We start from the raw sequence: 26235 nt of genomic DNA on the forward strand, positions 1-26235 counted from the left end.
ACGAGACATCCCGCAGGGCACCGGGGTGGCGTCGGTGATCCACAGGTCGTCGAACCATGACGGGGACACCTCGGCGAGGAGTCGAATTGTCTTGCACAGCAGCCCTCGTGCCGCCCTGACACGTTTGCTGTAGTCCGACTGTCCGGGAATGTAGGGGAACAGAGCACGCAACTCGACGCTGTGGTGGGCGTGCCGGATCCACCGGCGTTCACAATCGAACCCGAGCAGCATCTGCGCCACGGTCAGGGTGAGCAGTTCGGCGTCGCTGAGCACGGGCCGCCGACCCCGACCGGAGCGGGGTTCGACGACATGATCATCGATGAGCACATACAGTTCGGTCAGGAGGGTTTCCAGTTCTTTGGTCACGCTTTGATCTTGGAAACCCTCCGCCTACCAGCCGCGCAGCGACACACCTTCAAGGAATCAATCATCTAGGGCATTGGTGAGCTCGTCGGCATCGACGAGTGGGACAGAATCGAGTCCTTCCAGAAATTTTTCGAAGGCAATACGAAGATCGCCCAGGTCACCGAGCGCGCAGGGGCCCAGGGCCCGCCTGCAATCGAGTTCCTCGAACAGATCGACGCGGCCGGCACGCTCTAACCTCCCCGCGGGGCGGCGTAGCCCAGGCGTAGCCCTCCACTGCCATTCCCGACAGCCGGCTGCGCTCAACGTTCTTCTGGTCGACGATCACGGGGTGGTCCGCCGTGGGATGGCGGATCTTCTCACCGTGGGCCCCGAACTGACCGTGATCGGGGAGGCGGCGTCGTATTCGCAGGCGCTGGCTCGGATCCCGGCACTCAAACCCGACGTTGCCGTGCTCGATGTCCGGCTGCCCGACGGCAACGGCATCGAACTGTGTCGTGAACGGCTCTCCCGGATGCCCGGCTTGCATTGTCTGATGCTGACGTCCTACACCGACGACCAGGCGATGCTCGACGCCATCCTCGCCGGGGCCAGCGGATATGTCGTCAAGGACATCCGCCGGGTGGAGCTGACCGAGGCAGTCCACGAGGTGGGTGCGGGCAAATCACTGCTCGACAGTCGTGCCGCGGCCGCGTTGAATGGCGAAGCTCCACTCGGACGCACACGCGGAAGACGGCCCTTTCGCGGGGCTCACCGACCAGCAACGGACACTCCTTGCTCTTGCCCGCTGCTCATCGTCCGCAATTACGCTCGGCGCCACACCCGGTTGTTGCTGTAGTGCGCGAGTTCGCGCAGTATATCCGCGACAGCGCCGGCGACGGCGGGTGACAACCCACAGCAGGGACCCGAGGTCCGCGACCTCCACGGTGAGCGTCGGATGTCACTGCGGCCGAGGACTTGCGGCCCTTTTCCGGCACTCCCGGCCGAGGTTCGATGGAGACGTACGAGACGCACGTGAAGAGAGAGACCGCGGAATCCGGCGACGACGGGAGTGGATGTGAACGGGGAACAGTGGTCGGTGAGCATCGTCATCGACGAGCACAAACCGGACGACGCGGACATGTCGGTGTCGGCGCGGGCCCGCCTACCGAGACCGGACGACACCGCACTCGAGGGCACGGGATCTACGCGCCTCCATTCGACACATTTCGACGTGGTGACGATCGGCAAACAGCTGGCCGTCGCCCGCGCACTGGCCGACCTGTCACACCAGTTGTTCGAATCGGCCTCCGAGTACGAGGCGATCACCCGCAGCGCACTGCGGATCCGACATCGAACGTCAGAGGCGGCTCCCCCGCGCGCGTGGACCCCGGCGACTCATGCGTTACCCGGGCGGCAGCGTAGTCTGTCACGTCGGTGAGGGTGACGAGCCTTCCGTAGTCGGCCTCCGGTATGTCGATCCCGAAGGTCGAATGCAGCCTGACGAGGAAGTTCAGCCAATCCAGCGAATCGAGATCCACCTGATCCTGAACCGGCTGGTCCGCGACCACGTTTCCGCACTCGCCTTCGGGTGCGACGCCCTGCGGTGCACGCGTCTCTCGCGCCGGCGGGGTCCAGGTCGAGGGCGCCTACGGTGGTGCGCAGGGCTTGGATCCCGTCGAGGGCGAGCAGGTGATGGCGAGTCCGCTTGACGCAACGATCGTTGCTCGGGCGCCCCCTACGAAGGTGACAGACCGGGCTCGCCGCATTGTCTCAAGACATTTTGGCCGACACTGGCCACGAACCGTTGCCCAGATCGAAATATTGTCAGCCTTGTTGTTGATCCGCGTCGGCCAGATCGGACATATTATGCACTTCCGGCACATCACGATCAGCGGTGAACCGGGAAGCGGGAAGAGTTCCGTCGGGCGAGAGCTGGCGCGGATTTACGGCATGGATATTGTGAGCACTGGCGCACTACAGCGAGAATTGGCAGCTTCGCTGGGCGTATCAATTGTGGATGTCAACAAGAGGGCTGAACTTGATCAGTCGATTGATTCGCGTATAGATAACATTCTGCAGGGGAAGGGCGCGCAGACTACTGCATTGATATTCGATTCTCGACTGGCTTGGCATTTTGTTCCAAATGCATTCAAACTACATCTCATCGTAGACCCGACTGTGGCCGCTGAGAGATTGCACCGGACTCGTGAATCAAATGTGGAAAGTTACACGTCCGTGGAACAAGCTGCGCAGGATGCGCATACTAGAAGTTCGAGTGAACGTTCGCGTTTTAGGGATAAGTACGGCGTCGATATCTTCAGGCTGAGGAACTACGACCTGGTGATTGACACCTCTGACGCACCGTTGGACATGGTCGTATCCGAAGTTCTTCAGATATTGAACGGCCCGCCGACGGATGGCCTCCAGCTGCGGGCGAGCCCACGTCGTGTTATCCCAACAATCGAACCAGTCCGGGAATTGGCCGCGATTGAGTCAGGTGCCGCACCGGCGTGGGAGCAACCTGTTGTCGGATACAGCTCGCCGGAGGTATTTGCACTGCGGGGGCACGATGCCCTTAGCAGAGCGCTGATCGCAAAGCAGGTGTTGGTGCCAGCTTTGCTCGAGAGCGAAGGCGGAGAAGAGGTCGCCGCCGGGATTACAGCGGATGAGTTTTTATTCACGGAAGCGCAGCGAAAGTGGATGTACGATTGGGAGAATATTCACGGATTTCGTTTTCCCTTGTATCCAGACACGGCTGACCAGGTGGGGCGTAAATAAGCAGGTTGTGTCGTTGGAAAAACATCGGGCAGCGATGATCCACCCCGCCCGCCGCCCGCCCACTTCATCTATCAGCTATTTTTCAGCCGTACATCTGCGGGCGCAGGCACTGGCATTGTTTCCGCCCCCGCGGAGCCCACCGCCTGCGACAAACAGAGCGTCGCGTAGATCTCGGGCTGGACGGGCCACGAATTCAGGTCCCGCCGCACTGGGAGGACGTCGACTACAGATCATGCTCGATATCTCGAGAGGCATTTCTCCGGCATCCCTCTCCGGTGGTCCGCCCCTCCCTGAGCCAGGCCTGGCCACCCGGCGACACCCGGAGCAGGAACATGCCGCTCCCCGCGCCGCCGCACGACCCGGTAGGGAGGCGAGCAGCGCAACGTCCCCGCAACGGGACCTGGACTACCTCGGCCTCAGGCCGAACGAGGGCACGCGGGAACCTCACGAACGCTGGCCCCGCGGGGCCACGACCAGCTCCATCAAAAGGGCGACCGCACGTCGGTGAATGTGCACAACGGTCACCGTTGACATCGTCGGAAAGGTAGGGGCTCGCAAGGCCGCGGGTGGACCTCCGCCCCGAAGGCGACGACCATCGATCTCAGGACAAGCCCTCCCACCGTGCCACCACACGCCCAGAAGGTAGGGAACAACATGGCTGCCGACCGTCCGATCGTCGTCGGAACAGACGGATCACCGTCATCGCTGCAGGCAGTGTCGTGGGCCGCGAAGGAAGCGGCACTGCGGAACTCTCCGTTGACGGTGCTCACCACGATGCTCCGTCCGGGCGTCTACGGCGCACCCGTCGGCCTTCCCGCCAGCTTCTTCGAAGAAGAGGAACTCGAAGCCAAGAAGAGGTTGGCCAGGGCCGCCGAGGTCGCAGCCGACGCGGTACCCGGTCACTCGCTCAAGATCCACACCGTCCTCGGCACCGAGACACCGGCCGGTGAACTTCTCGAGCATGCGAAAACTGCGCGCATGGTCGTCGTCGGGGCGAACCGGCAAGGAATCATCGAAAGGATGTTCCTGGGCTCGGTCAGCTCGGCCGTCGCCACCCACGCACAGTGCCCCGTCGCCGTCATCCGCGCCGCGCCCGACACCGACATCAACGCCCTCGCAGGACCCGTCGTCGTCGGCGTCGACGGATCCGCGCACACCGAACCGGTCGTCTCCATGGCACTCGAGGAAGCCGCACTGCGGCACACCGAACTCGTGGCCGTCCACGCCTGGTCCGACGTCAACATCCCCTTCGCCTTCGAGGACGGCGACCCCGTGTGGGTGCAGATCGTCAAGGACGAAACAGCCCAGTTGTGGGAGTACCTCGCCGGCCACGCCGAGAAATACCCGGACGTGACGGTCCGCCCGGTCGTCGTCATGGACGAACCCGCACACAGTCTGCGTGAGGAAGCCGAGAATGCGCAGTTGCTCGTCGTCGGCAGCCGCGGGCGGGGCGGGTTCGCGAGCATGCTGTTGGGATCGGCCACCAGGGCACTGATGAACTCGGTCAACCGCCCACTCCTCATCGTCCGGTACCCGCCCCGCCCGCGGCCCATTGCCGGACGAGTTTCGAGGGGACTGGGGGTGGTGTTCGACAAGTTCACCGACCAGGCACGCAGAGCAGTTGTCCTGGCCTCCGACGCAGCCCACGATCATCTCGGCACCGAGCACCTGCTGCTCGGGGTCCTCGAAGCCGACGGTATTGCGGCGACATCACTGACCTCGTGGGGTATCTCACCGACGTCATCAGCAAGCTCGCCGACATCGGACCACGCGAGCCCAACCCAGCCGGGCACATCCCCTTCACCCCACACGCCAAGAAGGTGCTCGAACAGAGTCTGCGCGAAATATCGTTGCTCGGCCACGATGACATCGGCACCGAACACCTCCTGCTCGCTCTCATCGACAACAGGTCATCGGCCGACGCACAGATCCTCGACGAAGCCGGGCCCGCGAGTTTGGACAGGCTGCGGGAACACGTTCTTCGTCAGGTCGCCGAAGACCGCCGCGAACCCGCTGGGCCGGGCCCGACCCACATCACCACCGTGTTGACCGAAGCGAGCACACCCTGTGCGCAGACGCGGCCACCGAGGCGGGCCAACGCCTCGACAGATGGATGCGCGACCGCATCCTCGACGCCGCACGCATCCCACGCCCCACCCGGCAAACCGATACCGAATAGAACCGGCGACGCACCCCCAGCAAGAGCGACTCGGCGTTGCGCACTTCGACCGCGCCCCTCCGTCGTAGCAATCGTCAATCGCCGCAGGTGGAGTGAAATCGTCCCCCGACCGGCTCTGTATCGGCGCACCATGCGAGTCGGACCTCCCACCACCGAGACAGCGCCTGCTCATGTGCGGTGGCGCGGGGAACTTCGACCCCAATTATGCGCAGCGAAGTGTAGTTCTTGTCGACGAGCTCGGCGAACACCCTGGGCCCATGATCGGGCCATCTCAAGGTCCCTTCGATCAGTCCGTTCTCGCCCCGGTCCAGGCACTTCCTACGAATCTGGTCGATGAGGGCGGTGGTTTCGTCATGTACCAGCGCCGCCAACTCTCGGGGTGCCAACCGGGCGCCGGCCGCCAGCACAGTGTCGAGGAGGTTATCGTAGCTGCCGTCGGTTAGTGCCTGTTCGATCAGAAAGTCTTTCACGACGTCCGCGCCCAGAGGACGGTAGTCGTATAGTTCGGCGACATGTTCGCGTAGCAAAAGGCTCTTGCCGGCTCCAGGTGCACCTGCCGTGAGAACCGCAGAACGCGCTCCACGCGGCGGTGTCTCACGAGACCGATACTGCTCAACGACGTTCTTGCGGAACGACCAACGCGAAAGCGATGCCACATAGCGGATATTGGTGTTCGTCGGAGACTTCGTGTCCAGCGGGCCCTCGCTTGCCGCCATGCCGGCGAGCTGCGCGGCAACCTCACCGCGCAGTGAATCCGATTTGATCACGCCGACAACGCCGCTCGCTCGAGTGCGTCCTTGTTCCGCTCCATGAGCCGGCCGAGCTCATCCTCGGTCAGATGTCCGCGGTAACAGGCGCGTTCAACCTCATCCCAGCTACCCGGCTCATATGCATCAGTCGATATTTCCACCGGTCACGGGAACACGACCGAACGTGTAACCCCAGTTGAGGAGAGCGTAACTCGCTGTTCCGTCCACACACGGTCGATCAGGGGTATAGCTTCGGCATCAGCGATCAGCGCTCGGAAGGTCCCATAACGAGCGAACTTCGACGAGGATGTGACCTGCACCCCGGGAGCGTTCGCCGGCCGGGCGGCCGGAGAAGGTGTCGATGTTCGTCCTGGTACGTCATGCGCACGCGGGTAAGAAGCAGAGGTGGCGCGGCCCCGATGCCGACCGCCCGCTGAGCACGCTCGGTCATCGGCAGGCCCGCGGCCTTGTCGCTGCGCTGAGCGGCATCGAGGTACGGGCACTGTGGTCCAGTCCGGCGCTACGGTGCCGTCAGACCCTGATGCCTCTCGCCGCGGCGCGCGGGCTGCGTATCGACCTTCACCCGCTACTGGCAATAGGCGCACCGACCGACGAACTCTTTGCCCTGCTCAGTGCGCCGGGTGTCGACGGGGCCGTTTTCTGTACCCATCGGGAGGTGCTCGACGCCCTGGCAGAGTTCGCGCGGGCGCAAGGATCGACATGCGTGCCGCGGGCGGCGACTACCGCGAAAGGCGGAGCCTGGGTCGTCGACCGCACCGCCGATCCGGCCGAAACGCTGCGCTATATCGCGCCCACTGATGGCTAGGTCGCGGCAGCACGGCCTCCCCATCGAATAGTCGCGGGCCATCGCGCCCCCGCGGCGGAAGCACCCGCCGGTACGGGAACGCAGCATCAGCTGCTCAACCATGATGTATCCGGGCGGGCTGGAATCGTCTCGGCGGTGCCACGGGCCCGCGATGAGTTGGGGAGTGACTGGAATGGCTCTGCCTTTACGGCGTTCCGCCGGCCCGGTAGACAGACCGCGCCCGTTTCGTGAGTTCGAGGATCTCTGGAGGCGGGGATGGATCGGCTCGTGCAGTCGGTGCTCGGTGGTTCTTCCTGCGCCTGGATACCCGCGGCCGACGTCACCGAGGACGACGACGCCGATGTCGTCGAGATCGAGCTGCCCGGGGTGAATCGACGTCGAGCTCAATGGCAACGAACTGGTGGTGACCGGGAGCTGAAGGGGCGCGAGCGCAAAGGCCTGCTCCGTCGGCGTACCCGTCGGGTCGGGTCGGGGAGCCCGAGTATCGCGTCACGCTGCCGGGCGAGCTTCGGGAGAACGGCAGCGAGGCTTCGTTGTCCAGTGGAGTGCTGACCGTGCGGGTGCAAAGCGGAACGCGCACAAACCAGGAAGTTCGAGGTCACCGAGGCGGGCGCCAAGTAGAACACCGAACTCGGGCCCCAGTTCTCGTTGCCGATCGTTGGCCTCGAGTCCTGCAGCTGATTGAAGGTGGACTCCCCTACTTCCTGTACGCGTGTGTAGGGTGGCCGGCAATCGAAGATTTCGGGGACACCATGGGACCCCACGCGGCCTGTTTGCGCACAATGAGTGGGTGGGCCCGGCGCGCGAACGACCGATAGCACCGATGTTGGCGACCCTCGGTTCCCCGCCGGTCGGGGATGGTTGGGCGTTCGAAATGAAATGGGATGGCCAGCGAATGGTGGCCTCTACCAGAGGGAATGCTCCGATCTTGTGGAGCCGGAACGGCCACGATGTCAGCGAATCCTATCCGGAGCTGGTCGAGGCACTGAGCACGGCGCTCGCCGGTAGGCCGGCGGTCGTGGACGGCGAGATAGTGGCCCTCGACGCCACCGGCAAACCGTCCTTCCGCCGTCTGCAGCATCGAATGCATGTGGTGAAACCGACTGCGGAACTTCGCAGGACAACGCCTGCCACCTACTACGTCTTCGACCTCCTGGTCCTCGACGGCGCGGAAATCATGTCCCTTCCCTACCTCGACCGCCGCGCAGCTCTCACAGATCTCGAACTGGATGGGCCGCGTATTCAGGTCCCGCCGCATTGGGTCGACGTCGACGGACAGATCATGCTCGATTTCGCGAGAGAACAATCCCTCGAGGGTGTCGTGGCCAAACGGGTGGAGTCGACGTACCGCCCGGGGATCCGTTCACCGTCCTGGGTGAAAACGCCTCTGCGCAAGAACACCGAGGTCATCATCGCAGGCTGGGTGCCCGGCACCGGCATGCACCACAACGCCGTCGGCTCACTGATCCTCGGCGCACACGACGACGCCGGCGCCCTCGTCTACATCGGGCATGTTGGAACCGGCTTCACGGCATCCATGCGCCGCAAGCTCCGAGACCAACTCGCAGAACTCGAACGCCCCACCAGCCCATTCGACGTTCCCCCACCGCGATCCATCGCACGCGGCGCGCACTGGGTCGAACCGCTCCTCGTCGGCGACGTCGAATACCGCGAATACACCGGTGAAGGGCTCCGGCATCCCAGCTGGAAAGGACTGCGCGACGACAAATCAGCCGATGAGGTGGGTCTCCCCGGCCGCCATTGACCGGGCGGAACGGGAGAAGCCGCCGACACCACCCGGTGTCAGCGGCTCCCACCCTCCCAGGCGCATTGCGCCATACAGGACTGCGCCCTGGCAGGGTCCGGTGCCGCCAGTACGCCCCTCGGCAAATGGTCGCTCGAAGCGACGATTCCGATGTGGCACCCGGGGCATTTGGCCGAACAGCGTCGACCTGAACCTCCTGTTCAGGAACTTGCCTTGACCCCGCTCCCCTCCGTGTTCAGGAGGGGAGCGCTGCTTGGCGCGGGTCGCCGGCGGCGGGACCGGTAGCGGAGTCCACCCCCGCACGGAAGCCGGGAGCGGTGGCGGCGAGCCGAGCCGATCGGTGTTCACCAACGTGAGCAGGACAACGGCCTGCGGCGTGAGCGCGTCGGCGAGGATGCCCTCCGAATCGGCCACGAACAGACCGAACTCGTACCAGAGCCACACCTCGCACCCATCCGGCTCCGAAACCGTGGGACCGATGTTCGCCAATGTCATCGTGCTCACCCCACTCACTCCGTTCCCGTGCGGGTCGGGGTCAGGCGTGGATCGCCTTCTTCTCTCCGCTGCCGCTGATTTCGATCTTGCGCGGCTTGGCCTTTTCCGCGACGGGGATGGTCAACCGCAGTACCCCGGCGTCGTAGTTGGCCTCGACCTTGTCGGTGTCGAGATTCTCACCCAGGAACAACTGCCGGCGGAACACACCCCGCGGCCGCTCGGACGCGAGCATCTCCTGATTCTCGTCGCGGGCGGGTCGCTCGGCATGCACCGTCAACACGTTGCGTTCGACGTCGAGGTTCAGGGAATCGACGTCCACCCCGGGCAGATCGAACTCGACGATGACCCGATCATCCTCACGCCAGGCATCCATCGGCATCACCGCCGGTCGTGCCGTGGTACCGAGGATCTGCTGAGTCAACCGGTCGAGGTCGCGGAACGGATCCGTGCGCATCAACATTGTTTCCACCTCCAGAAACCTCTCTGTTTGTCACAGAATCTACAGCATGTGCTATAGATTTGTTATAGCGTCTGACATAGAACATGACAAGGGGCAGGGCGAAAAAATTCCCAGACCCAGCACCCGCATCTCCCACGCCTCTTGCTGACATCACCACGGGCCGAGTCCCGTCGTGTGACCCGATACCGGGCCCGGCGGGCACCGCGTGGCGCGGACCCCGCCCGTGGTGGCGACACACCGCCGTACGGTTCGAGCACGTGTTGGCGGTGCGGGTCCACGGTCCGCCGCGCCGCGGGATGGCGAGTTTCTGGCCGGTTATCCGTCGCGGACGTCGTGGTCGTCGCCGAACGGGACCGCGAAGGCTTGCTCGAGCCGGTCCGCTTCGGGCGCGTCCCAGGCATGGTCTGTGCCGGCGGAGCACAGTGGATCGTCGACGGTGCCGACCGGCTGCGCCTGCTCGAGCCGGTCGGCTTCGGGCGCATCCCAGGGCACCGATACGCGGGAAGCCGGTTCGGGGTCGAGCAGGCCGCCGGCGGTGTCGAGGGTGTGCGTCTGCTCGAGCCAGTCCGCCTCGGGCACGACATCGAAGGGGCGGGTGTTCATTCCGTGGTCCTTTCTGCTCTGATCTGGGCGGTGTCGGTGCCGAGACGTGTCGTTGTCCGCGGGAAGGCGGTGATGTCTAGCCGCGCCGGAAGTCGAAATCCGCCGGGCCCGCGGCAGGGTGTTCCGCGTCGAGCTCGAGGTCGCCGTCATCAGCGAAGACGAGTCGGCCGTCGTCGAGCACGATCGCCCACCGGCGGACCGGCGCCCGGCCCCAGCCGAGTTGGTCCCGAACGGCGGGCTCGTCCGCGTAGTCCTCGATCACCACGCCACGAACCGGGTGCGGATGCTCGGAACCGGTACCGGTACCGGTACGGACTACGACACGCGATCCCACCACCACCGCCTCACCCCCCGGTTCACGTGTCATACCTGGCATACCGATCAGGTGTGCGGCGGGCCCGCCGGAGAGGTGTGCGTCTGTCGTCGAGGTGTTCACGCGCGAATGTCCTGCTCTCGTATCGGTGGATCCAGCTGCGCCGGAGTCGTTCTCGTTCGTCTCGGCCAGATCGTGAATGCTGCGGTCGGGGATTGTCGAGTAGATCGCTGCTCCTGCGTCACACGGCTTCGAGTGACGGGGTCAGCTGACGGGCCATCCGGGCGTCCGGCCGAATTCGTTCCATTCACGATCCCATTGCCGCATCCGGCGCCGTGAATTCATCCATCGAATGCAGGACAGCAAGAGGAAGGCACCGCTCGCGGCGGCGGCCCACACGCAAAGTGCTGCGCTCACCGCGACGGTGGCGTTTTCCTGCCCAGTCCTCGGCTCGGCCGTGAGGTTGCCGTTCGAGTCGATCCACACGTCGATCGTGTCGCCCGACTTCGCGTCCGGTGGAGTCGGTACATCACCTGAGCGCAGGGTGCCGTCCGGTGCGGTCCAGTGCGCCGACGCATGGTTCTGGGGTTCTCGGGAGCTGGTACGTGTGTCTGCCACCGATCCGGGCCGCGGGTCGGCGACGAGAACGGCAGCCTGTCGGTGGCTACGCTGGCGGTCTGCGTGGGATTGTTCGCTCAGGCCCGTGTATGTCGCTGTCCCGAAGGCGACCGCGAACGGCACCATGATCAGTACGAACACGGTCGCGAGAAGAGCCGCGGCGGCATCGACGCGGTCGCAGCGTCGCATGAGTGGGTTTCGGCTCCACGGTGCCATTCGCCACCAGCGCAGCGGGAGTGCCTGATTCGTGTCCATCGTGTACCTCCTCCGTTGGCTCGGTTTCGAGTCTTCCGCGGAGGCCGCGCCCGGCGTAGGGAACAAGGTCATCGACACTCGTTGCTTGTCGGAGGACTTCAGTCCTCTGCGTCCTTCGCACACGATGAGCGGGGTACGGCACGGTAGGCGTAGCAGCGCCGCGCTCGTCGAACCGAGGGTCATTCCCTGAAGCCGCCGCCTTGGGTTTCGATGGCAATCGGACTGGGCATGGTCCACGCCCATCATGTGGCGCCGCCCGCAGATGATCCGGTGGCGCCCGTACCGAACGAAATGCGCGGTGACGGACGAAGTCCTCGCAGACCCGAGTGTTCGCAGGCGAGCAGACCAGCGTCCATCGAACGAGTGACCTTCGACCCTGCGCGTCTCAGCGGGTTATCGGGATCGTGGTACCGAGCCGGCACGACCGTGTGAACGTGGCAAAGGAGGACACGAGATGGCCGAAAACCATGGACCGCAGTCCTGGGGTCAGGGCGCAACGTACACGCGAGAGGACGACCCGGTGGGCAGTCACCGCCACTTTTCCTGGTCGCCCGAACGTGTGGGCCGGAGATCGAAGACTGGACTCACGACGTCGCTGCGGCGGGAGCGGGAAGACAAGTACGACGTGAGCCTCGACTTCGTGGTACCGGACTTCGACGACCTGGTTCCGGCCGGGGGCCGGGTGGAGCGGGATACCGTCACCCTCGACAGCGTGTACTTCGACACCGCCGACCGGGATTTGCTGAGCCAGCACCTGACGCTGCGGCGCCGATCCGGGGATGTGGACGCCGGCTGGCACCTGAAGGTGCCCGCGGGCACGGCGCGCACCGAGATCCGGCTGCCGATCACCGAGGGTGAATCGGTGCCCGACGAGTTGGCGACGCTGGTCGTCGGTGTGGCACTCGGCAAACCCGTGCGGCGGGTGGCGGAAATCTCCACCACCCGACACCGGCATCGCCTGCTCGACGCGGACGGCAACCTGTTGGCGGAGGTCGCCGACGATACGGTGCAGGCCACCGCGACCGCCGGCGACGAGGGGGCCGTCGCCAGCCAGTGGCGCGAAGTGGAGGTCGAGCTCGGTGACCGGGGTGACGACAAGCTCCTGCGGGCGATCGGCACACGGTTGACCCGTAGCGGTGCGCACCCGTCGCGGTATGCGTCGAAGCTTGTCCGGGCGCTGACGCCGGATCGCGGTCGCGCGGACGCCAGCGAAGGCGACGGCGGGGATGCCGGTGTGGAGACTGTCCGAAAGCTGCTGACCGACTACCTCGAGCAACACGCCCAGGCGATCGTCGCCGGTGACGTGTGGCTGCGCCGCGGGCTGGACCCGATCCATTCCACCAGGGTCGGTATCCGGCGGTTCCGCAGTACCCTGCGCGTGTTCCAGAAGGTTCTCGACCCGGCCGCGCGGTCGCACCTCGACGAGGAACTGTCCTGGTACGCCGGGGTACTCGGTGAGGTCCGTGACCGGCAGGTCCAGCGCGCCCGGTTCGCCAAGGCGGTCGCCGACCTGCCGAGCGAGCTGGTGATGGGCCCGGTCGCCGCCCGCATCGACAACGACCTGCTCGCCGAGCAGCGCCGGTATCAGGACGAGGTGATGGCGACCCTCGACACGGGCCGCTACCGTGCGCTGCTCGCCAGCCTGGCCCAGTGGCGCGCGGCGCCTCCGCTGACCGACGAGGCCTCATCCGGTTCCCGGGTGCTCGAGAAGGCCGCCCGGAAGGCGTGGAAGAAGGCAGACAAGAGGCTGGCCGCCGCCCTCGACGACGGCGGGGATGAGGCCCTCCACCGGGCACGGAAGGCCGCGAAGCGGGCCCGTTACGCCGCCGAGCTCACCATGCCGATCTTCGGTAGGAAGAAGAGCAGAAAGAAGGTCGCGAAGTACAAGAAAATTCAGGAGGTACTCGGTGAACACCAGGACAGCGTGGTGGCCCGCGGCGTTCTCCGCGCGCTCGGCGCCCGCGCCGGGGCCACCGAGGGCGAGAACGGATTCACCTTCGGACTGCTCTACGGACTCGAGCTGCAGGCCGCCCAACGCGCCCGCGACGAAGCCGAAAAACTCGCCACCTGACCAGCGCGACGGACGGCCGGGACGAGTCGGCGGTCGGCCACGTCGGATGGCGGGCCGGGCCGGATCACGCATGTCGTCGAGGGTGACCACTGACAGGGGTCGTTCTCTACCATCTCGAGCAGTTAGGGGCCCGGCTCGTCGTCGTGGAAAGCCACGGCCACAATCGGCTCGCCGGATCCCTTCATGGATCGACGAGCCAGAACCTCCTGCACCATGCGCTCGGCCCTGGTCATGATCTGCCGCCCGCCGGCTAGTTGCGGCAAACGGTGTTTCCCCCGATCCGCTCTTCGGGCCTCCACCGAGAGCCAGGGTCGAGGTCGTCATACCCGCGGCGAGAAGGGCTTTCAGCTCTCCCCCCATGCTCCGTTCCCGATGGACGGGGCCAGTCCGGTCACGCGCCGACCTCGCCGAGGGGAACCGGGCCTGGTGCGCACCCACAAGAGGAGATGAGAACCATGAGCCGGCCGCTCGCGCTCGTACTGGCCCCGAAAGTGGCCTTCGACCCTGTCACCCACGGGCCGAGGACGACACGATCGACAACGACAACGACACCGCGCGGTGCGACGCCGGGCGGTCAGCTCGGGAGGAGGACCCGATGAAAAATTCCGGACAAACATCGACAGTCAGACCGGAACACATCTTTCGAGACCGGCGAGAAGCTGGACGCGTTCTGGGCGAGTTGCTCGAGGCGTACCGGGGAGACCCACGCGTCGTCGTCCTCGGCCTCGCGCGCGGAGGTGTACCCGTCGCGTGGGAGGTGGCGGCTGCCCTGGGTGCAGCCCTCGATGCCTTCGTCGTACGCAAGCTCGGGGTTCCCGGCCGCGAGGAGTTCGCGATGGGGGCCCTGGCGGGTCGCGGCGTGGTGGTCCTGAACGACGACCTGGTGAGAGATCTCGCGATCACCCCGGAACAACTGCGTCGGGTCGTGGACCGGGAGGGACGCGAATTGGTCCGCCGTGAAGCGGCATACCGGGGAAACCGGCCCCCGACCGACGTCGCGGGAAGGATTGTGATCCTCGTCGACGACGGTCTCGCGACAGGAGCCAGCATGCATGCGGCGGTCGACGCGCTGCGTGAGCGGGAGCCCGAACAGATCGTCGTCGCGGTACCGGCCGCGCCGGAATCGACGTGCCGCGATCTCCGAGCGGTGGTCGACGACGTCGTGTGTGCGACGATGCCGTTTCCCTTCCGCGCCGTGGGGGACTCGTTTTGGAACTTCGCCCAGGTGACGGACGAGGAGGTGCGGACGTTGCTGCGCACACCCACCGTCGGCCCGGGGACCCCGAACGCCCGGATGCTCGAATTCGACTCGGCCGCGGGAATCGTTCGCTTGGCATCTCGCGAGGCGCCCGACGGCGTGCCGGCACCGCAGGACCTGCTCGACCTCGTCGGTGACGCGCGGATCGTGCTGATCGGCGAGAGCTCGCACGGAACACACGAGTTCTATGCCGCACGCGCGGAGATCACCAGGAGATTGATCGAGGAGAAGGGCTTCACCGCTGTTGCGGCGGAAGCCGACTGGCCCGACGCCTATCGGGTCAACCGCTACGTGCGCGGACACGGCAGCGACACGTCGGCGGAGGAGGCGCTGCGCGGATTCGAGCGCTTCCCGGCCTGGATGTGGCGTAACACGGTCGTCCGCGACTTCGTCGCGTGGTTGAGGGAGCACAACGACCGGTGCGCGGCGCAAGGCCGAGACCAGACAGGCTTTTACGGACTCGATCTCTACAGCCTGCACCGCTCCATGCGGGAGGTGATCGACTACCTGGACCGGGTCGACCCGGTCGCGGCCCAGCGGGCACGCGCCCGCTATTCGTGCTTCGAGCACGTATCCGGGGAAGACGGTCAGGCGTACGGCTACGCCGCAGCGTTCAGTGCGGGAGAATCCTGCGAGCAGCAGGTCGTCGACCAGCTCGTGGACCTGCAACACCACGCCCTCGAGTACGCCCGCCGCGGCGGTATCCTCGCCGACGACGACCAGTTCTACGCGGAACGGAACGTGTGGAGTGTGCGCGACGCCGAGGAGTACTACCGCACCATGTTCGGTGGCCGGGTGTCGTCGTGGAACCTACGCGACCGTCACATGGCCGACACGCTCGACGCACTGATCGAGCACCTCGACCGCCGACTCGGGAGTACCGCCCGCGTGGTCGTCTGGGCTCACAACTCCCACGTGGGCGACGCGCGTGCCACCGAGGTCGGAACCCAGGGCGAACTGACGGTGGGCCAACTGGTGCGCGAACGGTACCGCGACGACTGCCGCCTGATCGGATTCAGCACCTACGCGGGAACGGTCACCGCGGCCGGCGAGTGGGGTGGACCGGCGGAACGGAAGGTGGTCCGCGCCGCGTTGCCCAGCAGTGTCGAAGAACTCTTCCACGAGGTGGGAAAGGACGCGTTCCTCGTCCGCACCGACCACGACCGGAGGACCGCGGACACCCTTCGGGTCGCGCGCCTGGAGCGGGCGATCGGCGTGATCTACCGCCCGGAGACGGAACGGCAGAGCCATTACTTTTACACGCGGCTGTCCGATCAGTTCGACGCGTTGATCCACATCGACACCACGCACGCCCTCGAACCGCTCGAACGCACCAGCCTATGGGTGGAAGGCGAAATGCCGGAAACCTACCCGTTCGCTCTGTGACCTGCTGCGGGACTCGAGATGGCAAACACAAGTAGGACGACCGAGAGGTGCTGGCCGTGACGACCGAGAATTCCTCGACCCGAGAACGTGTACTCATCGTCGGCGCAGGCTTCGCCGGCTTCGAGTGTGCCCGCAGACTCTCGCATCTTCTCGCGAAGGATCCACGGAACCAGACCGAGGTGATATTGGTCTCGACACACGACTACATGCTCTACACCCCGTTGTTGCCGGACGTGGCCGGCGGCATCCTCGACCCGCGGTACGTCTCGGTGCCGCTGGCCGGCTCGCTCCCCGGCGTCGAGCTGATCACCGGACGGGTGACGGCGGTGAACTTCGATTCACGCACCATCACGCTGATCGACTGTGACGCGGATGTGGTCCAGTTGCACTGGGATCGACTGGTACTCACCCCCGGCTCGGTGACACGGACGGTCGACATTCCGGGCCTGAAGGAGAACGCCTGTGGCCTGAAGACGGTAGGCGAGGCACTGTACCTACGGGACCAGCTGCTGACACAGCTCGAACTCTCCACCCACGAAACCGATCCCGTGCAGAGGGAAGCGCAGCGGACGGTGGTCGTGGTCGGAGCTTCGTATGCCGGCACCGAACTGGTCGCCCAGCTGCGTGCGCTCGCCGACGAGGTGGCGCGTCAACGCCGGTTCGATCCCACGCAAGTCCGGTTCCTGCTGCTCGACAGAGCCGACCGGGTGATGGCCGAGGTCGGCGAGACGTTGGGCAGACAGGTACTGGAGGTGCTTCGCCGGCGCGGCATCGAGGTGCGCCTCGGCACGACTCTCGATGCCCTCACCGGCGAACACGTGGTGCTCAGTGACGGCACGACGATTCCCACCCGCACCGTCGTATGGGTCACCGGTGTCACGGCCAGCCCGCTGATCTCCACACTCGATCTCCCTCTCACCGAGGGCAGGCTCATCGTCCAACCCGACCTCAGTGTGCCGGGGGCTCCCGACGTGTTCGCGGCCGGGGACGCCGCAGCGGTACCCGACCTGAAAAATCCCGGGAACATCACGCCGCCGACCGCACAGCACGCCGTTCGACAAGGCCACCTGCTGGCCCGGAATGTAGCGAGCAGCCTTGGAATGGGTCGGCCGGCACCATACAGGCACCGCAACATGGGACTGGTCGTCGACCTCGGCCCTCGTTTCGCGATCGCGAATCCGCTGGGCATCAACCTGTCCGGCCTACCCGCGAAGATAGTGACCCGCCTCTATCATCTGTATGCGCTGCCGCGGACCGCGAACCGGTTCGCCGTCGCGACGGCGTACCTCCTCGAAATGGTCGCCCCCCGCCCGCTCGTCTCGTTCGGCCTGGCCAGCGCTGAAGAGACCCGCTTTGCGGCGCAAGACCTATAGTGACACATCAGTTTCGGCTTACTACCACGGCCGTTCGGAAGCCTCGCGCCCGATCCAGGACCGTTGGGCCGAACCCTGCCAGTATGAAGCCACCGGAAGGAGTACGTTGCCGATGTTCACGGTGCCGCCGCGGCAGGAGTTGGTGGCGACCGACCTGTCCGAGCCGGGCAGTACGGCGGGCAGCACAGCTGGCCGGTCAGCACGGCGCGCGGGTCACCGCGCTGCACGTCCTTACCGACGGGGGTGGACTCGACTCTCACCGAGTTCGCATACACACTCCTGCGGTCTCATGGCCTTCTGCCATCACCACGACCGTCCATCCCCAGCAGATCAGCTACCACAGCCTCTGGGCGCACCTCTCAGACACCGACCGCACGGTCCTGCTCAAGCTCACCGCAGACGGGACCGTCAGCACCGCCATCACACGCCTGCTCACCCACAACGCCGGCGAGCGCTTCTTCATCGGGGACCCGGCCGGCGACCCCCGGCTACCCACCAGCTTCCGCATCATTCTCCACACCATGACCAAAGCCGCCCCTGACCGAGCAGGTCGCGGCCGGAGCGCGAGATCACATCGGGCAGCGAGAGATCCACCCACCCCGCCCGGAACCCGCCAGGGCATCCGTCAGCTACTCTTTCAGCCGCAATCTGCGGGCGCAGGCCAGTGCCGGGTTGCCGACCCGCGGGGCCTACCACGCGCGACTCCACAGAAAGTTTCGTGATCACCATGGGGTGCTGGTTTGTCCTGCACGCGGCGGCAGCACTGCTCGTGCTCTTCTTCCGGGCGCTCTCCCGCCCCGCATCCGGTCACCGAACGATCGTGACCGACGGATTCGACGACCCCTACGAACAGGTCCCCGGCACCGCACCACGCCTGCGCTGAGAACGCGCCCTCGACAGATCCGCCGGCGCCGACATCGGCGCCGGATCCGGAGCTACCCGTTCGCCGGTACAGCCGTGATCCGATCGCGGACCCCCATCACTACGGCGGCGTCCGACCTGGCCATCCCTCTCACGCCCCCAAACACATTGGGGACGCGTCCACCCAGCTCACAGCACCGCTCTCGCGGCGCCGACAAGTGATACGGAACCCGCCACTGACGGATCCAAATGGCGGGTTCCTCGCACGACCCCGAAGGGCCGATGGCTTACGACCCCCCTTGCGAAACGACCGGGCGGTCAGTCGAGCGCCGACTCCTCGCGCGCAAGCACCGCGGGAAACCGGAACACCAGCGCATCGACGGGGCAGTGCGCCTCATACAACTCGCCCCGCAGGACCGCCACCTCCGCACGCAACCGCTCGGTGAGACCGCGCCTGCCGGCCCTCTGGGCCTTCGAGACGAGCGCCTGGGCACTCTCGATGTTCTGCGAGACCGTCTCGATCTCCTCCCGCAGCCGGCCCAGGAACACGTCGGCCTGCGCGGCACCCGAGTCCTCCGCCATCGCACCGAGGATCATGACTCGATCAACAAGGCCAGCTTCGCAGCCGCAGTGCGCTCGACGAACAACGGCACGAAATCCCTAATCCGAGCCTGCCCGAAACGCGCCACCGCCTGCTCCACCGGTGAGACCTACCGCATCCTGCGACACCGGCGGGAACCTCGTGATCAGCCGCGCCATCACCAGCAACATCTGGCGGGCCTCCTCCACCGAGTTCATAACCCAAAAGCCTGCGCCCCAACGACCACCCCGTCAACGTAGCGCCGCAGGCCGCGGACTCCTCGAGAGGGGTCGGCGCCGGCCGCCGGTCTCTGGGCCAGGACGCCGGCGCAGCAGTGAATCACCCAAGCGTCAGGTCCGACTGCCGCAGCCGCCCAGCAACAAACTCGACGACCTCGCACGACTGCAGCACCGCATGCCCAGCGAACTCATGCGCGAGACCGTCGAGGAGTATGTCCAGGAACACTCCACCTAAGAATGTGGCCGGCCGCGGGCACACCCGCCCTCGCCGATACCCAAGCAAGATCGACAAGACCGGCCACACACCGCGCTTCCATTTGAAGTATGGGGACCACATTTCACGGGCCGAACCCTTGGCCGCGTATTACGCGCGCGATCCGAACAAAAGGGCCCCGCCACGCCGCGATCGCCTACCTCGACCAGGACGCACGCACCACCCTGCTCCCACTCCGCAATGGCGACGTCCTCGTCGTCAATGCATCCAAAGCTGCGCTCCGCGCTCACGCCACCTCCCCCGCCACACTCACGCACTACGTCGACGTTCGGGTCCTGTCCTCTCCGAACTTGCACGCCAACGTGATCGCGACCAACCGGCGGGCCGTCATTGGCTCCGCGAACGCCTCCCACACTCCACCACCGTGGACGGGGGGTCGTCATCACCGACACCCCGACATCGTCGCCACCGTGCACCGGTTCATCGACGAGATAGACGAGGACGAGATAGGCGAGATCAGCGAGGTCGACACCACTTTCATCGACATCGCCACCAAGGAGTGGGCATTAGGTCGGGCGGTGCTCATTCCCGGGGTCACCGGGCGAGTGCACGTGGAAGGGTACTTCCTTCCGTCGCCGGTAACGAATGTTCCTGTGGCACACCGTCGAATACGAGCCCCGCGCCGCCGAGCAACGCGGACAGCACAGCGGCGCCGACGCCGCATCACCACCGGACCGACGACGAGGTATCAACTGGAGTGGTTTCGCCTCGACGAACCCGGCAAATTGAAACGCGACGACGTCCTGATCCTCGCCACCCACGACGACGAATGAATCAACCCGCCAGCGGTCGTGGACTCCGATGCCATCGCGATCTCCGCACCGGCGCCGTCGGCCACATCCTCCGAACTCGCCCCGACCTACAGCCCGTCCCGTTGCCGGACGCCGAGAAGCCATTCGCCGACCTGGGACACCCCAACCCACGACTGAGAACCGACCACCGGATACTCTCCCGCCGCCTGCGAGCCGCACTGCTGCGACTCTGGAACCTCTGACTTGGCCACCACTCCACGACGGGTCATGCAGAACGTCGCGGCAGGATGGGGGCTTCCGACGACAATCGGACTGGGCTTGGTCCGCGCACCTCACGTGGTGCCGCACGCCGATGATCCGGTGGCGCCAGTACTGAACGAAATGCGCGGCGAGCGGTATGACGGGACGAAGTCCTCGCAGACCCGAATAGTGTTCGCAGGCGAGACGACCTGCGTCCATCGAACGAGTGACCTTCGACCCTGCCCGTCTCAGCGGGGTTATCGGATCGTGGTACCGAGCCGGCACGACCGTGTGGGCGTGGCAAAGGAGGACACGATGATTCGGGTCGCGGGTAGCCGAACGGCATCGGTGACGAAGGCAGGATGTGCCAGATGTTGCGCGGCGCGGTTCCGGTCGGCCGGATAGCGGGAATCCGGATCTCGGTGCACTGGTCGCTGATCGCGACTGTGGCACTACTGGCATCGCTGCTCTCGTTGTCGATACTGCCGCTGCAGTTCGGCGGCCAGCCGACCCTGCACCACTGGCTGATCGGAACGGCGACGGCTGCCTGCTTCCTGTTGACTCTCGCCGCCCACGAGTTCGCCCATTGCGTCGTCGCACGTCGGCACGGCGTCGCGGTCGAGCGGGTGACGCTGTGGTTGCTGGGCGGAATGTCCGAGCTGCGCGAGGAACCCCCCGATCCGCGGGCGGAATTCGGTATCGCTCTCGCCGGACCGGTCACCAGCCTGCTGATCGGTGCGTGCGCTCTCGTCTTCGCCGCCGCGGTCGAGCCGGTCGCCGGTCCCCTCGTCACGGCCGCTGTCGTCTGGCTCGGGACCGCGAACCTGATTCTCGCCGTGTTCAACATGCTGCCCGGGGCTCCCCTGGACGGCGGCCGGGTGCTGCGCTCCGTGCTGTGGCGCCGCAGCGGTGACCGACTGGCCGCGACAGCGGCCGCCGCCCGGAGTGGACGGGTCGTCGGGCTGCTGCTGATCCTGCTCGGTGTGGCGGAGGCGATACTGCTCGGGAGCGCGAGCGGGCTGTGGTTGATGTTGCTGGGGTGGTTTCTCCGGACCGCCGCGAACGCGGAACTGATGACCGCGTCGACGCGCCCGGACGCCCCCGTCCGCGTGTGGACGGACCACCATCGGGTCCTCCGCCCGGCCCCTGCCCGGCGCCGGCATCGTCCGAGGTGATGTCCTGTTGGCGACCGGCGCCACGACGGTGATGCTGCGGCCGGGTCTCGATCTGATCGGCCTCGTCCACGGTGAGCGCCCGACGGGAATCGTCACGGCCACCGATCTCGTTCTCCGGCATTTCGCCTTCCCCCCATAGGCTGGTGCATTCGAGCGGTTCGAGGGCGTGCGTGGTGCCGATGTGGATCACCGCGTCGAACTGATCGGACAGCCGCGTGTAAAAGTAATGGCTCTGCCGTTCCGTCTCCGGGCGGTAGATCACGCCGATCGCCCGCTCCAGGCGCGCGACCCGAAGGGTGTCCGCGGTCCTCCGGTCGTGATCGGTGCGGACGAGGAACGCGTCCTTTCCCACCTCGTGGAAGAGTTCTTCGACACTGCTGGGCAACGCGGCGCGGACCACCTTCCGTTCCACCGGTCCACCCCACTCGCCGGCCGCGGTGACCGTTGGATCAGCCAAGAACAACGGCGGTGCGGTCGTCGAGGAATTCGCCGATGAGGATGGGGGTTTCGGTGGATATCAGCCGCCGGCCGGTACGGCGGTGGGCCGTACCGCTCGACGACGGGCGGTTGGTGTTCGCCGACGACGAACAACTCCGGGCCGCCGACCAGGGATTCGCCCCAGGCGTGCGTGGATGCCGCGGTCGTAGTAGTCCTGGTCGAACTCGATGTCGAGGACGCTCAGAGCCGCTGCCCGCCCGGTCTGTTCCGGGCAGGTCCGTCGTCGCGCCGGCGGCCGCGGAGGGGAAGAAACCCGCCCGGCCAGGTGGGCGGGGGCGTTGGATTGCCCGGATAACGCGGTCGATGCGAGGGGTGTGTGTCCCCATCGGTCGATGGGGGTCAGCAAATGGCCGAGTGTCGTGGCGGGCCGAGTCGGCGAAGCCGGACAGGTCTGTCTTCGTGTCGAGGCGTCCGGCGAGGAGTCGGGTGCTGGGGTAGCGATCGAGAAGCCGAGGATCTCGATCCAGTTCCTTCTACCAGGATGACGACACGTCCCTACCGACGAGAGTGCCCCACATCGGCTTCGATGCGGGGAACTCGCCTTAGTACTGCAACGGCACTTGCTTGACAGGTAGACGATACTGGTTGTGTGGTCCTCGATCTGGTTGTTGCCGAGTTGGAAGCGTTGCATGAGCGGATCTCCGGTCGGTTCGTCCGGTCGGAGCCGCGGACCCGGGTCCGCGAGTATGTGGCGGGTTTGGTTGCGGGTCTGGAACGCAAGAACGGGTGGACGCTGGCTGAGCGGGCCGGCGAGGTGAGCCCGGATGGGATGCAACGGCTGCTGCGGCGGGCGGACTGGGACGTCGACGGGGTCCGCGACGATGTCCGTGATTATGTGGTCGAACGGCTCGGTGACCGCGCCGGGGTGTTGATCGTCGATGACACCGGGTTCTTGAAGAAGGGCACCCGATCGGCCGGGGTGCAGCGCCAGTACTCGGGCACCGCGGGGCGGGTGGAAAATTGCCAGATCGGGGTGTTCCTCGCCTACGCGAGCTCGGCCGGGCACGCGTTGATCGACCGGGAGCTGTACCTCCCCGAATCGTGGACCTCCGACCGGGACCGGTGCCGCGCCGCCGGGATCGGTGACGAGGTGGAGTTCGCGACCAAGCCCGTGCTGGCGCAACACATGATCGAACGCGCCCTCGATGCGAAGGTCCCGTTCTCCTGGCTCACCGCGGACGAGGCCTACGGTCAGGTGAAGTACCTGCGGGTCTGGCTCGAGGAACGCGATGTCTCGCATGTGCTGGCCACCCGGTGCAACGACGATGTGTTCACGCCGGACGGCCGCTCCGGCCGGGCCGACGAGATGATCGCCGCGGTCCCGCCGAAGCAGTGGCGCCGGATCTCCGCCGGAGACGGCGCGCACGGCCCGCGCGAGTATTCCTGGGTGCGGGTGCCCATCAGGATCGCCTGGGCACCCGGCCGCGGGCACTGGCTCCTCGCCCGCCGATCCCTGTCGGACCCGACCGAGATCGCGTACTACATCTGCGCCGGACCCCGGCGCACCACGCTCACCGAACTCGCCACCGTCGCCGGATCGCGGTGGCGGGTCGAGGAATGCTTCCAGCAGGCCAAGAACGAGGCCGGACTGGACCAGTACCAGGTGCGCACCTACCGGGCCTGGTACGCCCACACCACACTGTCGATGCTCGCCCTCGCCTGGCTTGCCGGCACGAAAACCGAAGCGATAAAGGGGGAATCGGGACAAGCGATCAGGGCATGATCGCGTACACGGTACCCGAGATCCGGCGGCTGCTCGTGCATCTGATCCTGCGACACGCCCGCCCCGACGAGCACGTCTGGTCCTGGTCACACTGGCGGAGACGCCGACAGCACCAGGCCCGCATCTGTCACTGCCGAACCCGCGGCCACCTGCCGTAAGTGCCGTTGCAGTATTAAGAGTGCCTTAATTTAAGAGAATCGCGGAAGCTGTTGTCGGTTACCCGCGGGAGAGTCCGGGCTGGATCTGGATCTGCCCGGGGTTGGCCTTCGTTTTGCCGACCGTCCATTCGCCGTCCGCACCGCACACCAGGGCGCCGTTGCGATCGCCGGGCTTGCCGTACGTCACCGTCTCGTTGCCCTGCGAGTCCGTGTTCACGATCGGGCACGGACCACCGGTGGGACCGTTCGGGCCGATCGGCTCGGCCTGAGCGACGGACGCTGCCCCGGCCGCACTCAGGACCGTAAAGGCAGTGAAGGCGATGGCGGCAAAGATTCGGCGGGCGTTGATCATTGGCGTTTCTCCTGAGGATATCGGGGAAGTGCGTCGGTGACAGGTATAACTCTGCCCACGTCAGCGCCCGTATTGAAGCAACCCCAGGGGGCTCGTTCGCCCACCCCGGGAGTGGACGTGCCCCACCCCGACAGAGGTCGACCTTGAGATTTTCACCGACCGGGAACACCCCCCACACCCATTTCGGTCGACACGCTGGACCCGGGCAGTGCTGCCACCAAATAGGCCCCACCAATCGTTGAGGGCCTTGACTGCCGTGGTTACAGGTAGTCGACATCCTCCTCGGAGACTTTTTGGCCGGTTCCCACCTCGACCAGGGTGATCCTGGCGGCCACGAATTCCTCGTGCGAGTCGCCTCCGATCGACGCGCGGTAGCGAGCGCGGGGCGCCGTCAGCTCGCCGGACTCCTCGACGACTGCGGTGTTGGACATGTACATCTTCCCTCGGTCGGCGTGCCGCTTACATCGCAATGTGACATTGCTATGCGCAAACGGTTCGACGTGAATGGTTTCACCGCGAGAGGCCCTGCATGTGTCAGGCTCCGTACAGATGAATCTTGGGAAACTCCGTGCACTGGAACAGATTGAACACACTCAGCAAATTGCATTGTCATGTTGCCGACTGCCGCGGCATCGCTCGCACATGCTGCGACCGTGGCCGATTCGTGGGTACTGACAGTGTGGGTGTTGCGTTTCTCTATGGCCGTCCTCGGTGCGCACGCGTGGCACCGGGCAGCCGGACCGAATCCATCCCACATCGCGACCGAGGGACGCCTGGGACGGCGTTCGCTTCGTACTAGATGGTTGATTCCTTGAAGCGTGTCGCGGAGGAGGAGTAGGCGGAGGGTTTCCAAGATCAAAGCGTGACCAAAGAACTGGAAACCCTCCTGACCGAACTGTATGTGCTCATCGACGATCATGTCGTCGAACCCCGCTCCGGTCGGGGTCGGCGGCCCGTGCTCAGCGATGCCGAACTGCTCACCCTGGCCGTGGCACAGATGTTGCTCGGGTTCGATTGTGAACGCCGGTGGATCCGGCATGCCCACCACAGCGTCGAGTTGCGTGCCCTGTTTCCCTACATTCCTGGACAGTCGGACTACAACAAACGTGTCAGGGCGGCACGAGGGTTGCTGTGCAAGGCAATTCAGACACTGGCGCGGATCTCACCATCCTGGTTCGACGACCTGTGGATCACCGACGCCACCCCGGTGCCCTGCGGGATGTCTCGGGAAACGGTGAAGCGGTCGGACCTGGCCGGGCACGCCGGGTACGGCTATTGCGCCTCCCATTCGCGCTTCTACTGGGGGCTGAAGCTGTACCTGGTCTGCGCCGGCGACGGGATGCCGATCATGTGGTGCCTGGCGAATCCGAAGCTCGGTGAACGTGAGGTGGTGACCGCGCTGCTCGAACGCGATCATCACCTGATTCGGTCGGGGCAGATCCTGCTCGCCGACAAAGGCTTTTCCGGCGCCGAGTTCGCCGATACCACCGCCGCGATGGGTCTGAAGCTGCTACGCCCGGACCGCAAGGACGAAACGTACAAGAACGGCAATCTCGGCGGGGTGCGGCAGTGGATCGAATCGGTCAACCACACGCTGAAAGGGCAGCTTGGCCTGGAGGAACACGGTGGCCGTACCACGCACGGGGTGTTCGCCCGCGTCGCCCAGCGTGTGCTGGCGATGGCCGCCGGCATCTGGCACAACTGGAACATCGGCGCCACCGCCAAGCGATCATTGATCGCCTACGACCACTGATCCGTTCAAGGAATCAATCATCTAGAGGCGGGCTACATGAATCGGTTCCGCGGGGAGGGGACATCCCATCTTCACAGCTGAGCCGCCTGCATCCAGAGCGTGGAAACTGCGGCCGCCGATCCCGGATCCACCCAACTGGGTGTTCACACCCGCTAC

Annotated in this window: 23 protein-coding genes and 6 pseudogenes; 17 read left to right on the plus strand and 12 right to left on the minus strand. The window is 65.7% G+C overall.

Going from position 1 to position 26235, the window contains the following annotated elements; translation table 11 throughout:
• Window positions 1-366 (minus strand): annotated as a pseudogene (locus tag RJ1_RS39040) (IS982 family transposase); the annotation flags it as partial.
• 343 nt (window positions 367-709) lie between these two features.
• Between RJ1_RS39040 and RJ1_RS39045 the strand changes: the two are divergent.
• Both RJ1_RS39045 and RJ1_RS39050 read left to right on the plus strand, forming a co-directional pair.
• Window positions 710-1145: pseudogene (locus RJ1_RS39045) on the plus strand (response regulator); the annotation flags it as partial.
• 275 nt (window positions 1146-1420) lie between these two features.
• Complete coding sequence (locus tag RJ1_RS39050) at window positions 1421-1783, plus strand: dsRBD fold-containing protein (RefSeq protein ID WP_240319646.1); 363 nt, start codon at window positions 1421-1423, stop codon at window positions 1781-1783.
• Here the strand turns inward: RJ1_RS39050 and RJ1_RS49095 are convergent.
• On the minus strand, window positions 1668-1913 hold the full coding sequence (locus tag RJ1_RS49095; protein WP_143048845.1) for an acyl carrier protein: 246 nt from the start codon (window positions 1911-1913) through the stop codon (window positions 1668-1670). The two genes, RJ1_RS39050 and RJ1_RS49095, sit on opposite strands and share 116 nt — an antisense overlap.
• A 97-nt stretch (window positions 1914-2010) precedes the next feature.
• On the opposite strand from RJ1_RS49095, the gene RJ1_RS39055 reads away from it, so the two are divergent.
• The 3 genes and pseudogenes from RJ1_RS39055 to RJ1_RS49505 all read left to right on the plus strand — a co-directional run.
• Window positions 2011-3123, plus strand: coding sequence for a cytidylate kinase family protein (locus tag RJ1_RS39055; protein WP_083400399.1), 1113 nt, complete (start codon window positions 2011-2013; stop codon window positions 3121-3123).
• Between the two features lie 654 nt (window positions 3124-3777).
• Window positions 3778-4653 (plus strand): annotated as a pseudogene (locus RJ1_RS39060) (universal stress protein); the annotation flags it as partial.
• A 191-nt stretch (window positions 4654-4844) separates the two neighbouring features.
• Window positions 4845-5003, plus strand: a pseudogene (locus RJ1_RS49505) (Clp protease N-terminal domain-containing protein); the annotation flags it as partial.
• A 373-nt stretch (window positions 5004-5376) separates the two neighbouring features.
• Here the strand turns inward: RJ1_RS49505 and RJ1_RS39070 are convergent.
• Window positions 5377-6069, minus strand: a complete 693-nt coding sequence (locus RJ1_RS39070; protein WP_073368911.1) for a zeta toxin family protein — start codon at window positions 6067-6069, stop codon at window positions 5377-5379.
• Window positions 6070-6412: 343 nt separating this feature from the next.
• Between RJ1_RS39070 and RJ1_RS39080 the strand changes: the two genes are divergently transcribed.
• Complete coding sequence (locus RJ1_RS39080; RefSeq protein ID WP_073368913.1) at window positions 6413-6877, plus strand: SixA phosphatase family protein; 465 nt, start codon at window positions 6413-6415, stop codon at window positions 6875-6877.
• Window positions 6878-7700: 823 nt separating this feature from the next.
• A complete protein-coding gene (gene ligD, locus RJ1_RS39090; RefSeq protein ID WP_073368915.1) occupies window positions 7701-8642 on the plus strand; it encodes a non-homologous end-joining DNA ligase in 942 nt (313 codons plus the stop codon).
• A gap of 535 nt (window positions 8643-9177) precedes the next feature.
• Here the strand turns inward: ligD and RJ1_RS39100 are convergent.
• The 4 genes from RJ1_RS39100 to RJ1_RS39115 form a co-directional block, all read right to left on the minus strand.
• The gene (locus RJ1_RS39100) at window positions 9178-9597 is read right to left on the minus strand and encodes an Hsp20/alpha crystallin family protein (RefSeq protein WP_073368917.1); all 420 of its coding nucleotides are present in this window, start codon (window positions 9595-9597) and stop codon (window positions 9178-9180) included.
• Window positions 9598-9912: 315 nt separating this feature from the next.
• Window positions 9913-10200, minus strand: coding sequence for an Rv3202a family protein (locus tag RJ1_RS39105; RefSeq protein WP_073368920.1), 288 nt, complete (start codon window positions 10198-10200; stop codon window positions 9913-9915).
• Between the two features lie 76 nt (window positions 10201-10276).
• On the minus strand, window positions 10277-10567 hold the full coding sequence (locus tag RJ1_RS39110) for a hypothetical protein (RefSeq protein ID WP_378380374.1): 291 nt from the start codon (window positions 10565-10567) through the stop codon (window positions 10277-10279).
• 210 nt (window positions 10568-10777) lie between these two features.
• Entirely contained in the window at window positions 10778-11386 is a 609-nt protein-coding gene (locus RJ1_RS39115) for an Rv1733c family protein (RefSeq protein WP_073368922.1), read from the minus strand.
• Between the two features lie 454 nt (window positions 11387-11840).
• On the opposite strand from RJ1_RS39115, the gene RJ1_RS39120 reads away from it, so the two are divergent.
• The 5 genes and pseudogenes from RJ1_RS39120 (at window position 11841) to RJ1_RS47045 (ending at window position 18357) form a co-directional block, all read left to right on the plus strand.
• The gene (locus RJ1_RS39120; protein ID WP_240319647.1) at window positions 11841-13457 is read left to right on the plus strand and encodes a CYTH and CHAD domain-containing protein; all 1617 of its coding nucleotides are present in this window, start codon (window positions 11841-11843) and stop codon (window positions 13455-13457) included.
• A 128-nt stretch (window positions 13458-13585) separates the two neighbouring features.
• A pseudogene (locus tag RJ1_RS39125) lies at window positions 13586-13700 on the plus strand (universal stress protein); the annotation flags it as partial.
• Between the two features lie 352 nt (window positions 13701-14052).
• Window positions 14053-16101 (plus strand): erythromycin esterase family protein, encoded by a 2049-nt coding sequence (locus RJ1_RS39130; RefSeq protein WP_073368929.1) that lies wholly within the window; start codon window positions 14053-14055, stop codon window positions 16099-16101.
• A gap of 56 nt (window positions 16102-16157) precedes the next feature.
• A complete protein-coding gene (locus RJ1_RS39135; protein WP_073368940.1) occupies window positions 16158-17474 on the plus strand; it encodes an NAD(P)/FAD-dependent oxidoreductase in 1317 nt (438 codons plus the stop codon).
• A 718-nt stretch (window positions 17475-18192) separates the two neighbouring features.
• Window positions 18193-18357 carry a hypothetical protein gene (locus tag RJ1_RS47045; protein WP_162850305.1) on the plus strand — a complete coding sequence of 55 codons (165 nt, stop codon included), beginning with the start codon at window positions 18193-18195 and terminating at the stop codon, window positions 18355-18357.
• Window positions 18358-18653: 296 nt separating this feature from the next.
• Here the strand turns inward: RJ1_RS47045 and RJ1_RS39145 are convergent, their stop codons facing one another.
• Window positions 18654-18917: a hypothetical protein gene (locus RJ1_RS39145; protein ID WP_240319648.1), complete on the minus strand. Its 264-nt coding sequence runs from the start codon at window positions 18915-18917 to the stop codon at window positions 18654-18656.
• Window positions 18918-18928: 11 nt separating this feature from the next.
• Window positions 18929-19036 carry a three-helix bundle dimerization domain-containing protein gene (locus RJ1_RS49100; protein ID WP_005565545.1) on the minus strand — a complete coding sequence of 36 codons (108 nt, stop codon included), beginning with the start codon at window positions 19034-19036 and terminating at the stop codon, window positions 18929-18931.
• Between the two features lie 442 nt (window positions 19037-19478).
• Between RJ1_RS49100 and RJ1_RS39155 the strand changes: the two genes are divergently transcribed.
• The 3 genes from RJ1_RS39155 to RJ1_RS48330 all read left to right on the plus strand — a co-directional run bounded on the left by RJ1_RS39155 (window position 19479) and on the right by RJ1_RS48330 (window position 21734).
• Entirely contained in the window at window positions 19479-20201 is a 723-nt protein-coding gene (locus tag RJ1_RS39155; protein WP_240319649.1) for a phospholipase D-like domain-containing protein, read from the plus strand.
• A gap of 590 nt (window positions 20202-20791) precedes the next feature.
• Window positions 20792-21595: a site-2 protease family protein gene (locus RJ1_RS39160; protein ID WP_073368933.1), complete on the plus strand. Its 804-nt coding sequence runs from the start codon at window positions 20792-20794 to the stop codon at window positions 21593-21595.
• 7 nt (window positions 21596-21602) lie between these two features.
• Window positions 21603-21734, plus strand: a complete 132-nt coding sequence (locus RJ1_RS48330) for a hypothetical protein (protein ID WP_255284944.1) — start codon at window positions 21603-21605, stop codon at window positions 21732-21734.
• A 90-nt stretch (window positions 21735-21824) separates the two neighbouring features.
• Here the strand turns inward: RJ1_RS48330 and RJ1_RS49440 are convergent.
• A pseudogene (locus RJ1_RS49440) lies at window positions 21825-22007 on the minus strand (erythromycin esterase family protein); the annotation flags it as partial.
• 675 nt (window positions 22008-22682) lie between these two features.
• Between RJ1_RS49440 and RJ1_RS39170 the strand changes: the two are divergent.
• The gene (locus RJ1_RS39170; RefSeq protein ID WP_083400401.1) at window positions 22683-23816 is read left to right on the plus strand and encodes an IS701 family transposase; all 1134 of its coding nucleotides are present in this window, start codon (window positions 22683-22685) and stop codon (window positions 23814-23816) included.
• Window positions 23817-24032: 216 nt separating this feature from the next.
• On the opposite strand, the gene RJ1_RS39175 is transcribed toward RJ1_RS39170, so the two are convergent.
• Together RJ1_RS39175 and RJ1_RS47050 are read right to left on the minus strand one after the other, a co-directional pair.
• Window positions 24033-24326 carry a hypothetical protein gene (locus tag RJ1_RS39175; RefSeq protein WP_073368934.1) on the minus strand — a complete coding sequence of 98 codons (294 nt, stop codon included), beginning with the start codon at window positions 24324-24326 and terminating at the stop codon, window positions 24033-24035.
• 260 nt (window positions 24327-24586) lie between these two features.
• Window positions 24587-24757, minus strand: coding sequence for a hypothetical protein (locus tag RJ1_RS47050; protein WP_162850306.1), 171 nt, complete (start codon window positions 24755-24757; stop codon window positions 24587-24589).
• 431 nt (window positions 24758-25188) lie between these two features.
• Between RJ1_RS47050 and RJ1_RS39180 the strand changes: the two genes are divergently transcribed.
• On the plus strand, window positions 25189-26079 hold the full coding sequence (locus tag RJ1_RS39180) for an IS982 family transposase (protein ID WP_073368936.1): 891 nt from the start codon (window positions 25189-25191) through the stop codon (window positions 26077-26079).
• Window positions 26080-26235 lie beyond the last annotated feature (156 nt).

This window comes from Rhodococcus jostii NBRC 16295, assembly GCF_001894825.1.
In the GTDB taxonomy this organism is placed as follows: Bacteria; Actinomycetota; Actinomycetes; order Mycobacteriales; family Mycobacteriaceae; genus Rhodococcus_F; species Rhodococcus_F jostii.